Source organism: Salicibibacter cibi (assembly GCF_016495865.1).
GTDB classification, from domain to species: domain Bacteria; phylum Bacillota; class Bacilli; order Bacillales; family Marinococcaceae; genus Salicibibacter; species Salicibibacter cibi.
This window is the reverse complement of record NZ_CP054706.1, coordinates 1,119,238-1,131,509: the sequence shown is the minus strand read 5'-3', so window position 1 is coordinate 1,131,509 and position 12,272 is coordinate 1,119,238. Positions and strand designations below refer to the sequence as shown.

The 12,272-nt window shown below is 43.2% G+C and carries 17 protein-coding genes and 1 pseudogene; 9 read left to right on the top strand and 9 right to left on the bottom strand.

Going from position 1 to position 12,272, the window contains the following annotated elements:
* Positions 1-74 precede the first annotated feature (74 nt).
* Entirely contained in the window at positions 75-236 is a 162-nt protein-coding gene (locus HUG20_RS05690; protein WP_200089055.1) for an FbpB family small basic protein, read from the top strand.
* 122 nt (positions 237-358) lie between these two features.
* Here the strand turns inward: HUG20_RS05690 and HUG20_RS19400 are convergent, their stop codons facing one another.
* The 7 genes and pseudogenes from HUG20_RS19400 to HUG20_RS05655 form a co-directional block, all read right to left on the bottom strand.
* Positions 359-493 (bottom strand): hypothetical protein, encoded by a 135-nt coding sequence (locus HUG20_RS19400; protein WP_281392518.1) that lies wholly within the window; start codon positions 491-493, stop codon positions 359-361.
* Positions 494-507: 14 nt separating this feature from the next.
* Positions 508-1,200 carry an alpha/beta fold hydrolase gene (locus HUG20_RS05685; protein ID WP_200089046.1) on the bottom strand — a complete coding sequence of 231 codons (693 nt, stop codon included), beginning with the start codon at positions 1,198-1,200 and terminating at the stop codon, positions 508-510.
* 47 nt (positions 1,201-1,247) lie between these two features.
* Positions 1,248-2,210: pseudogene (gene msrA / locus HUG20_RS19100) on the bottom strand (peptide-methionine (S)-S-oxide reductase MsrA).
* Between the two features lie 160 nt (positions 2,211-2,370).
* Positions 2,371-2,970 (bottom strand): ribonuclease H1 domain-containing protein, encoded by a 600-nt coding sequence (locus HUG20_RS05670; protein WP_200089032.1) that lies wholly within the window; start codon positions 2,968-2,970, stop codon positions 2,371-2,373.
* Positions 2,971-3,105: 135 nt separating this feature from the next.
* Positions 3,106-3,258: a hypothetical protein gene (locus tag HUG20_RS05665; protein ID WP_200089030.1), complete on the bottom strand. Its 153-nt coding sequence runs from the start codon at positions 3,256-3,258 to the stop codon at positions 3,106-3,108.
* Between the two features lie 195 nt (positions 3,259-3,453).
* Positions 3,454-3,687 (bottom strand): DNA primase, encoded by a 234-nt coding sequence (locus HUG20_RS05660; RefSeq protein WP_200089028.1) that lies wholly within the window; start codon positions 3,685-3,687, stop codon positions 3,454-3,456.
* A 157-nt stretch (positions 3,688-3,844) separates the two neighbouring features.
* Positions 3,845-4,078 carry a hypothetical protein gene (locus tag HUG20_RS05655; protein ID WP_200089026.1) on the bottom strand — a complete coding sequence of 78 codons (234 nt, stop codon included), beginning with the start codon at positions 4,076-4,078 and terminating at the stop codon, positions 3,845-3,847.
* Between the two features lie 375 nt (positions 4,079-4,453).
* Between HUG20_RS05655 and lplA the strand changes: the two genes are divergently transcribed.
* From lplA to HUG20_RS19395, 8 genes are all read left to right on the top strand, one after another.
* Positions 4,454-5,443: a lipoate--protein ligase gene (gene lplA / locus HUG20_RS05650; protein WP_200089024.1), complete on the top strand. Its 990-nt coding sequence runs from the start codon at positions 4,454-4,456 to the stop codon at positions 5,441-5,443.
* Between the two features lie 27 nt (positions 5,444-5,470).
* Positions 5,471-6,412 (top strand): agmatinase family protein, encoded by a 942-nt coding sequence (locus tag HUG20_RS05645; RefSeq protein ID WP_200089016.1) that lies wholly within the window; start codon positions 5,471-5,473, stop codon positions 6,410-6,412.
* Between the two features lie 132 nt (positions 6,413-6,544).
* Positions 6,545-6,916: an AI-2E family transporter gene (locus HUG20_RS19095; RefSeq protein ID WP_246476552.1), complete on the top strand. Its 372-nt coding sequence runs from the start codon at positions 6,545-6,547 to the stop codon at positions 6,914-6,916.
* Positions 6,805-7,665, top strand: a complete 861-nt coding sequence (gene ytvI / locus HUG20_RS05640; RefSeq protein WP_246476662.1) for a sporulation integral membrane protein YtvI — start codon at positions 6,805-6,807, stop codon at positions 7,663-7,665. The genes HUG20_RS19095 and ytvI overlap by 112 nt, the downstream gene beginning before the upstream one ends.
* A gap of 202 nt (positions 7,666-7,867) precedes the next feature.
* Positions 7,868-8,881 carry a peptidoglycan-binding protein gene (locus HUG20_RS05635; RefSeq protein ID WP_200089014.1) on the top strand — a complete coding sequence of 338 codons (1,014 nt, stop codon included), beginning with the start codon at positions 7,868-7,870 and terminating at the stop codon, positions 8,879-8,881.
* Between the two features lie 927 nt (positions 8,882-9,808).
* A complete protein-coding gene (locus tag HUG20_RS05630; protein ID WP_200085668.1) occupies positions 9,809-10,003 on the top strand; it encodes a hypothetical protein in 195 nt (64 codons plus the stop codon).
* Positions 10,004-10,079: 76 nt separating this feature from the next.
* Positions 10,080-10,223 (top strand): hypothetical protein, encoded by a 144-nt coding sequence (locus HUG20_RS05625; protein WP_200089005.1) that lies wholly within the window; start codon positions 10,080-10,082, stop codon positions 10,221-10,223.
* Between the two features lie 279 nt (positions 10,224-10,502).
* Positions 10,503-10,628, top strand: coding sequence for a hypothetical protein (locus HUG20_RS19395; protein WP_281392517.1), 126 nt, complete (start codon positions 10,503-10,505; stop codon positions 10,626-10,628).
* Positions 10,629-10,672: 44 nt separating this feature from the next.
* Here HUG20_RS19395 and HUG20_RS05620 read toward each other — a convergent pair whose 3' ends face one another.
* Both HUG20_RS05620 and HUG20_RS05615 read right to left on the bottom strand, forming a co-directional pair.
* Positions 10,673-11,542 (bottom strand): helix-turn-helix domain-containing protein, encoded by an 870-nt coding sequence (locus HUG20_RS05620; protein ID WP_200089003.1) that lies wholly within the window; start codon positions 11,540-11,542, stop codon positions 10,673-10,675.
* 164 nt (positions 11,543-11,706) lie between these two features.
* Positions 11,707-12,012, bottom strand: coding sequence for a hypothetical protein (locus tag HUG20_RS05615; RefSeq protein ID WP_200089001.1), 306 nt, complete (start codon positions 12,010-12,012; stop codon positions 11,707-11,709).
* Positions 12,013-12,272: the final 260 nt, after the last annotated feature.

Here is a 12,272-nt window from a genome sequence, read left to right as displayed (position 1 = left end):
CATTCTTCGACAAATAAACAGAATTTTTGAATGGCATTTTCTTTAATATAAAAAAGGAGAGAGAGAAAAAGCATATGCGCAGACCATTTCGTACGTCATTTTCAGAGTTAGTTGATCAAAATAAACAAGATCTTGAGCAGGATTCGGACATGCTCGAATCTATTGAAAGACGCGTGGAAGACAAGCAACTTCGCCGTCTTAAGAAAAGAAGCAATCAGAAAAAGGCGCTTTCCTAAAGCGCCTTTTTTTAATATAGGGACTGCTGAATAACGGAAAAAGACTGGCAAATAAGCATTTTCCGTTGGTTTTGTCAAAGCTGAATGCAAGGAAATCCATCCTATAAAATTTCAAAGAACTACTAACCGCCAATGCTTCGATGAATCAAATGATAGACCATGGGACGGATCGGTTCTCCTTCATTAAGCAATTGATGCTTCCCCTCTTCAATTAAAGCAATCGTGGCATTCGGAAATTTTTCTTCAAAAAAACGCAAATTATGTTCCCAAGCTACTGTTTGGTCATCTGTCCCTGTATAATATCAACGTCCATCGAATGAGGCGCAAGTTTACGAAAGCGCTTTTCCCATTCAAACATTGCGCGTACCCAGGCGAGTGGAATATGCCCGGATTGCAGAGGGTCTGAACGTTGTTTCTCCACATAGGTCGGATCCGAGGAGTTGTGGTGGTAGCGCCTCGGAATTTCTTCTACAAACATATTGGCGGCGTAATACCCGAGTTTCGCAGGTTGCCACCCACGGGAGCGTGCCAACGGGGCAACGAGGATTAATTTGCGCCATTGCAAGTTACGCTCTGATAAGATGTAATGGGCAGCCACCCCTGCGCCCGTGCTATGGCCGATGATGACGCGTGGGTGGATGTCCGCTTCTCTCAGCTTTTCCAGTGCTTTTCCCAAGGTTTCCCCGTATTCCCGAAAATTATCTACACGATGCCGTTCTCCGCCGGATAGGCCATGCCCCTGAAAATCAACCGCCGATACGCTGTTTCCCTGCTCGGTTAATGAACGGATAAATGGGGCGAGCATCCCGACGTGTTCCATAAACCCATGCAAGAGTAAAATTTCTTCCTTAGGCTGGGGAGGCGTGAAGCGTTGCATAAAAACAAAATCACCATCAACGCTCATCGGAAAACGGCTATAATGGATGGTAGTGGGTAACCCATAATAACGAAAATAATGATGCAAACACTTCACCTCCCAGGAGGGCAGAAAACCCGCCCTTCTCTCTACATTTACTCAAAGTGTTTTTTATATTCCTCGTACCCTTCTTTTTCCAAATCACGCACCGGAATAAACTTTAACGCTGCCGAATTAATGCAATAACGAAGGCCATTTTCCCCGGGACCATCAGGGAACACATGCCCCAAATGGGAGTCAGCCCCTTGGCTGCGCACCTCTGTCCTTCGCATACCTAAACTCGTATCCGATTTTTCCTTCACACCCTTGTCATCCAACGGATTCATAAAACTAGGCCAGCCGCAGTTCGATTCAAATTTTTCTTTGGACGTAAACAAAGGTTCACCGGAAACAATATCCACATACAGGCCTTCCTCAAAATGATTCCAATATTCATTTTCAAACGGGCGTTCCGTAGCGTCATTTTGCGTCACTTCATATTGCAGAGGTGTCAATCGTTCTTTTATATCTTTTTTATCGCTCATTTAATCTTCCCTCCAATACGTTTTTATAAATGATTCCCTTCCGGAACCTTTTTTATAGAGCTGGTAATGAAACGGATTTTTTAAATGGTAATCCTGATGGTATTGTTCTGCATCATAAAAAGGGGCAGCCGGTCGGATCGGGGTAACGATCGGAGCACTGAAAGGACCGTTTTCATCGAACTCTCGGCGTGATTCCTCCGCTAACTGTTTTTGGTCCTCATCATGATAAAAGATAGCTGTTTCATATGACTCACCGCGATCATTAAATTGCCCACCGGCATCTGTGGGATCGATGTTCTGCCAAAAGATCTTCAACAGCCGCTGATAGCTTATCTTCTCTGGCTGGTACGTTAATTGAATAGCCTCCACGTGGCCGGTTTGATTCGAACAGACTTCTTCATAAGTGGGATTTTCGGTGCGGCCGCCCGTGTACCCCGATTTCACCTGCAGCACGCCGTCTTCAGCTTGAAAAGGCCCGACCATACACCAGAAACATCCCCCGGCAAAGGTCGCCAACTTTTGTGAATCATCCATATAATATCATCCCCTGTCTCTTTATTGAGAAAAAATCCGCCTCATGGTAAGGCGGAACAGCATATTAATTAGTGACATTCGGTTTAGGTTTACATCACATCATTTACTATACCACGTCTTTTTAATGAATAAACATTGATCAGCGACAAACATCCATCCTTTATTTTCTTTCGTAATCTGCTTTGATCTCTCCCCATGCTTTCGTCTCCCATTTCATTATGGGGACGCGAATCGCATGCGTGTGCAACCATTTTTCTGCCCAATCGATAGCGTCCCATATTTCCTCAGTCGTTTCATCCCGCGGGAGCGTCGGTTTTGCTTTCTTTTTTTCCACCCACGTAATTGCCGTCTGTGAATCGGAATAAATCGGCCGTTCTATCTTCTGTTTTTCTTGCCAAGCCAATGCATGTACGATTGCGAGAAATTCTCCCATGTTATTCGTACCCTTGGAAAAAGGTTTTCGTTCAAACAAGATACTTCCATCTTTTGTACACACTCCCCGGTACTCCACTGGTCCCGGATTCCCATGCGTGCCGACATCGACGGAAATGCTCTCTTTTATGTACGTTTCCTGTTTTCCCGAATATTCACTCGAGTTGTTTGTTCCTGTATGATAGGCACGTTCTGCCTCTTCTTTACTTGTAAAAGATTTAAAGCGGGCGCCTTTATAACCGTTCACTTGCTCCTGGCATTCGGCCCATGACTGATAAATGCCGGGGTTCCGCCCCTTCCAGACGACATAATATTTCTTTTTTGCCATCTTGCCCCCCCTATGGATTTGGCTTTTCAGTCGTCAGTATATAAGAAAACTTTGCTTTTGCCAAGCCGGCAAAAACCTTAGTTGCACTAAAAAAAGAGCCCGTGTAAAAATCACAGGCTCTCGTTTATGGATGGGTTACATCTCTTCATCGTCACCCATGTCGTCCATTTCTTCACCGCCGTCGTCCATGTCATCATCCATGCCGTCGTCGCCTTCACCATTGCATGCTGCTAACATTCCAACCGCGAAAATACTGGATAATGCTCCATACAACAATTTCTTACTCATTTGTTGGTCCTCCTTTTATGTTTAATCGCCAGTTTCTCTATGTCTGGCTTCTAGTTAAGGATATTCCACATGGATAAGCAATTAAAACACGAAATATGTTTTTTACAAATTATCACACATTTATACGACAGTATGAAATAAAAAGAGAGCCCTTTACATAAAGGCTCTCCATAATTGAACTCTCCTCAGGTCCGGTTAGGCACCTTCTTCCATGTCATCTTCCATATCCATATCCATATCATCATCCATGTCATCGTCCATATCATCCATGTCCCCATTGTCATCGTCTGGTCCGCCATCTTCCATTTCTCCGCCATTGTCTTCGCCGCCATTTCCGCCGTCATCCGGTTGGTCTCCGCCATTACAAGCAGCCAACATTCCAACGGTAAAAATTCCGGATAATACGCCATACAATAATTTCTTATTCATTATCATTTCCTCCTTGGATAAAGTGAAACAATTGATTTGCTTGGTTAAAATTCTTCCACTCATTTTTGCGTCTTATTCGGAGTCGATCATTTTCACATACTTTTTCATGATCCTTGTCACACAAAAAGAAGCCCGAGCAGTTCTCGCGGCTTCCCAATCACGTTTCTTCGTTTTGTTTTTTTGAGGAAAAAATTCGGTCCAACCCTATATAAATGGAGAAAAGCAACAATGAAACAAACGTAAATCCCAAATAAAACCGAACCACCCAATTTCGCCCAACTTCAAGCATCTCATTCGCAAATATTCCTGCGCCAACGGCCATAAGAATAAGGATAAATGCAATCGAGCATTCTAATTTACGGCTTTGAATCAAGGTGATGATTTCTTTCATGACAACTCTCCTCCTTCATCTCGACTTTTTTTTAGTATATCACAGAAATTCACTTTACAAACCGTTAACGTGCAATCTTATTATGGATTTTATGAAGGATCAGCAGATCACTCGCGACTTCAGTCATGAGATGAATATTGATCGATCTTATCATGCATAAGTGCAAGTGCAACTAAGGCTTTTGCTATCTGGGCAAAAACCAAGTTTTCTAAAATTTAGGTTTCCGAACACACCTTCGAAGTGGTATGATAGTATTAAGAATACGATCATCGAGGAGGTGCAAAATCCTTATCAAAGAGCGATAAAGCTTGATATCCCAAGGGTGAGACCCTTGTTAATCAACTATATTTATTTTAGTACGAGGAGGGAACGCGAATGATCTTTGTAGATAATGGGAACATAACAGATCCGAGTATAAATCTTGCCATCGAGGAGTATATTCTCACGAATTTTAAAGAGGCCAATATGTATCTGCTTTTTTATGTGAATAAACCTTCGATTATCATTGGCAAAAACCAAAACACCATCGAAGAAATCAATACAGACTACGTGGAAGAAAACAATTTGCACGTTGTTCGGCGCCTATCGGGCGGCGGCGCTGTCTATCATGATATGGGCAATTTGAATTTTAGTTTCATCAGTGAAGATGACGGGAACAGCTTCAGTGACTTTCGAACATTTACGGCGCCTGTCGTCACTGCTTTGCAACAAATGGGCGTCCCGGCTGAACTTAGCGGAAGAAACGATCTACAGGCGAACGGATATAAAATTTCAGGCAATGCACAATTTGCTTCCCGAGGGCGCATGTTTAGCCACGGGACACTGATGTTAGATTCAGAACTGGAAAATGTTGTATCAGCGTTAAACGTCAGTGATGAAAAAATTCGCTCGAAAGGGATTAAATCCATTCGCAGCCGAGTAGCAAACATCAACGACTTCCTCGAAAACAAAATTTCGATGGATACGTTTAAAGAAACGCTCTTGCATCATCTTTTTGAAGGAGACAACGCCTTTGAGCGTTACACCTTGACCGACGAAGACTGGAAACATATTATGGAGATTTCGGAAAACCGATATCGGAACTGGAATTGGAACTACGGAAAGTCCCCCAACTATGACGTGAAAAAATCGAAAAAATTTGCTGCCGGTATGGTGGATGTTCGCTTTAAGGTGCAAAAAGGCATGATCACCGATACATCCATTTATGGAGATTTCTTTGGTACAGGCGATGTCAAAGACATTGAAGCGCGCTTGAACGGAACGAAATATGAGCCACAGGCCATCGCCGATACGCTTGAAGATGTTGACACGCAAACATACTTTGGACCAATTGCAAAAGAAGACATTCTTGCTTTATTGTATTAATCACCGACAAAACCAGGAGGTTGTATGATGAGAGACTATGTATACGGAAATACACCTTGCTTTTTAGACGCTACTTGGGCGGTTGATAAAAATAACCGCGGTGCCGATGTCCTTGTTTACGGTGTCCCTTGGGAAGGAGGGGTCACGTGGGGAGACTATACAGGTGTAGAACTTGGCCCAAAATCAATGCGACTCGCCTCCGCCCGTTACAGCGGCTACCTTCCCGAGCTTGATCATATCAATGTTTTTGAGCATTTACAATTGGCCGATATGGGTGATGTGGATGTCGTGCCGGCCGAAATTGACAAAACGATGCAACGGATCATCGCTTTTTCCGGAGATATATGGGAAAGCAAAAAATTTCCGGTCGCCCTCGGCGGAGATCACAGTATCACGTACCCGATCATTCAGGCATGGAGGGATACAAATCCGGATAAAAAAATAGGCATCATCCATATGGATGCCCACTACGACAACATGCCGCATTTTAACGGCGACAAATATGCCCGTAACACGCCATTTGCCCGTCTGTATGAATTAGATGGCGTACGCAATGAAAGCCTTTTACACGTTGGCATCCACGGTCCGCGCAACAAACCGGAAAGCGGACGCTACGCACGCGATGCCGGCGCTAAGACGCTCACGATTAATGATATCCGTGCAGGCGGAGATTTGCGTGCCCTCGCGAATGATATTTATAAACAGGCAAGCGCAGGAACGGACGCCGTTTACTTATCGATATGCAGCGATGTGCTCGATCACGCATTTAACCCGGGAGGACCGGTGGATGCCAACGGTTTAAGCTCCTATGAATTATTGACGATGATCCATGAATTTGCGAAATTAGGATTATGCGGAATGGATTTTGTAGAAGTGTATCCGCAACAAGATGCAACCGATTTTTCTTCCCACCTGGCTTCGACCGTGATCCTTTATGTGCTTGCCGGTCATGCACACAGACAGTCATAATAACACCGCTCGAGAGGGAGCCTCTCATCCCTCCCGGCTCGGGGTTATCATACATACGAAGCATCATTTTCACCAGCTGCAATGAATTAAGATACTTTTGTTCCTACCTTGTTTTGGAAAGGGCGAACAGGAATGACAAAAAAACAGGCCTGGATTATAGGGCGAGCGGTTATCATGACCGGCAGTATTATCCTACTCTTTTGGCTAGCAGCCTATTTATTTACACTTACGTATCCGTTCATTATTGCCGCGATCATCGCTTGGATGCTCTCGCCACTGCTTAAATATTTAAAAATAAAACTTAATTTCCCCTCCAGTCTTGCGTCCTTCGTATCATTACTCGTCGGCATATCCTTATTGGGGGGATCATCACCGGGATTACGTTTCTTCTTATTTACAGTTTCCGCCAATTCGCTGAACAATTGCCGACATGGATTGAACAGGGTGCCGAGCAGTTACAGCAAATATTTAACGAAACCATTTTACCTGCCTGGACAGAAATGAGCGGTTTTTTTGATAATTTAGATGCGACTCAACAAGAAACAATGCAGCAGGGGATCACTCAACTTGGCAATCAGCTCGGCAACATATTGGGCAATGTCGGTCAGGGTATTGTCGATGGCCTGGGCAATGTTTTCACAGCGATTCCTACTTTTTTGCTTGTCATCCTTTTTGTCCTGCTGGCTATCTATTTCATGGGCAAAGATGCCGGCGCAATTAAACTGGGAATACAACGGAGAATCCCGGCATTCATACAAGCAAAGTTCGTGTTGTTCATGCAACAAATACGTGTGCGTGTGTTTGGGTTTATACGGGCACAACTGATTTTAATGTTTATCACGTCCATTATTGTTTTGATAGGCTTAGTAATATTAGGGACGGAAAACCCGTTAACGCTTGCCATTATTATCGGGGTTGCCGAGATCCTTCCTTACTTGGGGACCGGAACAATTTTAATTCCGTGGGCAGTTTACAGTTTTATTACGGGAGAAATTTTTATGGGCATCGCTTTGTCGATTCTTTACATTGTCGTTGTCATTGTCCGACAAAGCATTGAACCGAAAGTGCTGTCCGTCAGCATGAATTTAAATGCGCTCAGTGTGTTGTTTTCCCTGTTTATCGGGTTACAGCTTTTCGGCCTCATCGGTCTGTTTATCGGTCCCGCGTTGCTTGTCGTTATTACCATACTAAATGATATAGGGGTTGTCGCGGACATCGAAGGTTTTATTTACAACGGATTTAAAGAAGAATGACTTTCGGGATTCTTCAGCAAATATCCGTAAAATGTGTGTTTATTACAAAGCCTGTAGCAGTGACAACCCCTATTACAGGCGGTTTGCAGTTTGTTTAAATCCCCTGTAATTCCCTTGCCTCCTCTTTCAAAGCTTGCTAGGATGCTGCTAGTGGTTGGCCACGGCACAACCAGAAATTCTACCAAGAGGAGGAGTTTGCTACATGTGGAAAACGCAAACCCCTAAATGGGTAAAAAATTACGGTTTGTCTACGATGGTTGCCGGATTTGTTTTCCTGGCTTTGCCGATTGCCACCGATGCCAGTGATTTTGGGGACGAAATGTTAACAGAAGGAATAGAAGATACCCACGTCGAAGAGCTTCAAAACTTACTTATAGAGGAAGACCAATTAGAAGAATCTTCAGCAGACGGTGTTTACAATAATGCAACTACCGAAGCGGTCAAATCTTTTCAAGAAGAAAATGACTTGCTTGCCGATGGTCTTGCCGGCCCACAAACCCTCGGTGCATTGAAAGTGCTTGAAGAGGGCGATGAAAGTGCACTCGTAGAGAATCTGCAAGAAACATTGGAAGAATCCGGCCATTATAACGGAAATACAGACGGTGATTTTGATGAAGAAACACACGAAGCCGTTAAAAACTTCCAGGAATCTGCCGGCATTTCTGTAGACGGCCTTGCAGGTCCAAAAACATTCGGAGCTCTTTATTATGAAACAGAAGCTATAGAGGAAGAACTTGAGCCTGAGTCTGAACTTGAAACAGGAACAGAAGAAGAAATAGAAGAACCGCAGGAAGAAAGTAGCGAAGAAGGAACGGCGGAAGAAACAACAGAGGAAACGACGGAAGCGGAAAACGAAGAAACAAGTACTGAAACAACGGAAGAAACAACATCCACCGACAACGAATCTTCTTCCGAAAACCCTGAAGGAACAACGTATCAAATGGAAGCAACAGCCTACACTGCAGAATGTAACGGTTGCTCCGGCATCACGGCAACCGGCAAGGATCTTCGTAACGATCGAAACGCAAACGTCGTAGCTGTTGACCCTAATGTTATACCTCTCGGCTCCACCGTCCATGTCGAAGGCTATGGCGAAGCCATTGCGGCGGATACCGGCGGTGCGATCAATGGGGAAAAAATTGACCTCCATGTTCCTACTCAAGAAGAAGCTACGAGCTTCGGCCGACAGAACGTGGAAGTAACGGTTCTGGATTAAATACGCTGATTCCCCCTACAAATAAGCAGGGGGTGCTATATAGGGACTGCTGAATAATGGAAAAAGACTTGCACATAAGCATTTTCCATTGTTTTTGTCAAAGCTAGTGCAGAGTGGTTGAATTAACCACTCACACCAGTTATGCCATTCTAAACACGTCATAGCGCGGTTTAACTATTTTCCAGAAATCCCGCCTTCGTTGATTCATCTTTTTAAAGATGGACCCATCCCTGCGTCCCCCAAATTGAAGTTTTTTCTCTTTTCAAGGACGATGGACCTTCACTGCGTCCCCCAAATTGAAGTTTTTTCTCTTTTCAGGGACGATGGACCTTCACTGCGTCCCCCAAATTGAGAATTTTTCTCTTTTCAAGGACGATGGACCTTCACTGCGTCCCCCAAATTGAGAATTTTTCTCTTTTCAAGGACGATGGACCTTCACTGCGTCCCCCAAATTGAGAATTTTTCTCTTTTCAGGGACGATGGACCTTCACTGCGTCCCCCAAATTGAGAATTTTTCTCTTTTCAAGGACGATGGACCTTCACTGCGTCCCCCAAATTGAGAATTTTTCTCTTTTCAAGGACGATGGACCTTCACTGCGTCCCCCAAATTGAGAATTTTTCTCTTTTCAAGGACGATGGACCTTCACTGCGTCCCCCAAATTGAGAATTTTTCTCTTTTCAAGGACGATGGGCTTCCCTTCGCACATTATTAGAGAATCATTCCAATAGGGTGCGGTAGCACTTCTATTGTTTTCATTGGAAAAATATTCCTTTTATTTGTCCATCTAAAGCGTCCTTGACGAGGGTGATTCCTTCGTTCAGCCGTTCTGCACTAGATCAAGGAAATCAACTCCTATAAATAGGGACTGTTGAATAACGGAAAAAGACTGGCACATAAGTATTTTCCGTTGGTGTTGGCAAAACTGGATGCAAGGAAATCCATCCTATAAGCAAAAAACCCTTGTACTTCTGGCAACGTACGAAGGGATGGTGCTGCAATGGCGAGACTCCAGCGGAAAAACGGACGCGTCAAGACCCCGCAGCGCCGGTTTTGCGCGAGGAGGCTTGACCGTTCGTCCGCGGAAAGCGAAGCCATGGAAGCGGCATCCCGGCTTCAGCTGATAACTGCAAGTTGTTCAGCAATCCCTAAATAAAAAAAACTTGCACTTCTGGCAACGTACGGAGGGATGACGCCGCAATGGCGAAGATATCAAAAACGGAGGAAAAACACGGAGACTCCTGTGGGAAAGCGCAGAGGGAAGACCCCGCAGAAAAAAGCAATTTTTCTTTTTTCGAGGAGACTGAACTTGGTGCCTACGGAAAGCGTCGTGTTTTTCTGTAGCGCTGATCAAGCGTCATCCATACCATGGCTTGTCAACCATAGATTTTAGTGTTGATCCTTTCAGGAAGCTTGGCTTTTCCGTCCAACTTTTATGGCAAAAAGCCTTTCCCGCAAATATTTTCTGACAATTTTCGCACCTGTTATGCTCACAGTTATTAATTCGACAAATAATGTCGATATAGTGATATTATCATAGATTTTTGTCATCTGATGGCTGCTCTTGTCCAATTGCCTCCTTTGTATCCTTTGTTATACGATACTGCCAAGGAGGTGCAAACAATGAAAAAAACAATCTTTGCATCGGCACTAATCGGAATGGTCGTGATCGGGAGCTTGAGTCTCGGCTCTTTGACAGGGTTTGAAAGTTATGGCATGCCTTTCTTACATTTTCCTTTTTTGCATTAAACACGCTAGAGCAAAGGGGCGAACCCTTTGCTCATTTCAATTTTTCAATGATTACTTTGCCTAATCTCTTTTTCGGCTATTTCTGCAAGATGTTCTTTTTTTGCCACTTCAAATATACTGATGGCTTGTTCAAAATGACGTTTCCAGACCTTAATATTTAATTTCCGTTCGCAATAGCCTTTTTGGAAAAGTAATTCTCCCAAAGAATACATCATTTCTTCACGCACGCAGATTTGTATCCCTCGATCACTTGCCTTTATCGATTCTTTGTATCGTTCTTCTTTTGCAAGGATATTAGAAAGGTTAAATAACATTCTTACTTTGATATAAGGCTTTAACTTTGGAATAAACACACTTGCATCCAAGGCTTTTAATAGGGTCTCATGTGCTTCTTTCCGCCCTCCTTCCGAATACTGAATAATCGCTAAACTATTCATTATTTCAATTTCTCGTTCAGTATAAATTTTACTTCCGCGATAAGTGAGCGCTAAACTTTCATTTATATACTCGAGCGCTTTGTCGTAATTCCCATGTAAATGATAAACACAAATGCCTAAATGCCATAATCGAAACTGCTGCAAATAGACATCTTTAAAAAATATCTCATTCTCATGGCTTTGCAATGTTTCCAATACATCCGAGTATTCACGATCGCGTATTTTCTGCCGAATCTCATTTTTAAGCTCTTCTATGTAGTCAACACGCTCGTGTTCTCCCATCTGAAAAAAATAATTGACGTCGATATCCAGTTTTTTGGCAATTTCATACAAAGTAGAGGATAGCGGAATAATGTCTCCTTTTTCGATTTTGCTGATTTGAGCTTGTGTACAAATATCTTCCGCAAGTTGCTTTTGCGTTAAACCCTTCATCTCCCGATAATAGCGAACATTAAAACCTATCGTATCGTACTGCATAGTCTCCTCCTTTTCTCTTATCCTTTAAATACCCGAGAAACGCTTGATTTTAATCCTGAGAGGTTCAAAGTACTGCGTTTTTTCATATCTAAAAATCCCGCACCACTTCCGTTCATGGTACGGGATCCGCATATTTGCTTTTCACCGTTTGATGCGAATTTCCCCTATGAAACTTCAATCGCTTTTTCGGAACGATAGGCGTCAATCAAAAGCAAAATCGCGGTGATTGTGTGCATCATCCATCCCAAGAACGGAATAAACCCCACTGCGGATGTGACAATCCCGAGAATGCTGCCATGTTTGTTTCTTCCTTCATTAATACTGATGATTAATGTAATGATGTGCAAAATCAGCATTACAACTAGCGGAGACCAATTCATGGAAAAGATGAGGGGACCGCCTATGACCGGTAGCGCCCAAAATGCTTCAAGCCCTCCTGTGATCCATTTCATAAATGAAGATCGATTCATAATTGCTAACACCTCTATATATTGGCATTCGTTTACTAACAGATCATTAATACTAAATATACACGATATAACTAAAAATTTCATTAATGAGGAACTGAAAACGAAAATAGTTGCTTCATCTTTCATCCTGCCCCCTTTTCTCAATTTTTATCAAAGAGCATCAGTATCCCTCTACTCACATATTATTTCAAAAATGTTGAATTTTCATGTTTTGTTGGTAACGAAACGTGGAATACAAAAGTAAAACCAAATTCGGTAAA

Coding starts and splice junctions, on each gene's coding strand:
- HUG20_RS05690 (WP_200089055.1), top strand. CDS start 75: ATGCGCAGACCATTTCGTACGTCATTTTCAGAGTTAGTTGATCAAAAT.
- HUG20_RS05670 (WP_200089032.1), bottom strand. CDS start 2,970: ATGGCAAAAAAGAAATATTATGTCGTCTGGAAGGGGCGGAACCCCGGC.
- HUG20_RS05665 (WP_200089030.1), bottom strand. CDS start 3,258: ATGAGTAAGAAATTGTTGTATGGAGCATTATCCAGTATTTTCGCGGTT.
- HUG20_RS05660 (WP_200089028.1), bottom strand. CDS start 3,687: ATGAATAAGAAATTATTGTATGGCGTATTATCCGGAATTTTTACCGTT.
- HUG20_RS05655 (WP_200089026.1), bottom strand. CDS start 4,078: ATGAAAGAAATCATCACCTTGATTCAAAGCCGTAAATTAGAATGCTCG.
- lplA (WP_200089024.1), top strand. CDS start 4,454: ATGATCTTTGTAGATAATGGGAACATAACAGATCCGAGTATAAATCTT.
- HUG20_RS05645 (WP_200089016.1), top strand. CDS start 5,471: ATGAGAGACTATGTATACGGAAATACACCTTGCTTTTTAGACGCTACT.
- HUG20_RS19095 (WP_246476552.1), top strand. CDS start 6,545: ATGACAAAAAAACAGGCCTGGATTATAGGGCGAGCGGTTATCATGACC.
- HUG20_RS05635 (WP_200089014.1), top strand. CDS start 7,868: ATGTGGAAAACGCAAACCCCTAAATGGGTAAAAAATTACGGTTTGTCT.
- HUG20_RS05630 (WP_200085668.1), top strand. CDS start 9,809: ATGCAAGGAAATCCATCCTATAAGCAAAAAACCCTTGTACTTCTGGCA.
- HUG20_RS05625 (WP_200089005.1), top strand. CDS start 10,080: ATGGCGAAGATATCAAAAACGGAGGAAAAACACGGAGACTCCTGTGGG.
- HUG20_RS19395 (WP_281392517.1), top strand. CDS start 10,503: ATGAAAAAAACAATCTTTGCATCGGCACTAATCGGAATGGTCGTGATC.
- HUG20_RS05620 (WP_200089003.1), bottom strand. CDS start 11,542: ATGCAGTACGATACGATAGGTTTTAATGTTCGCTATTATCGGGAGATG.
- HUG20_RS05615 (WP_200089001.1), bottom strand. CDS start 12,012: ATGAATCGATCTTCATTTATGAAATGGATCACAGGAGGGCTTGAAGCA.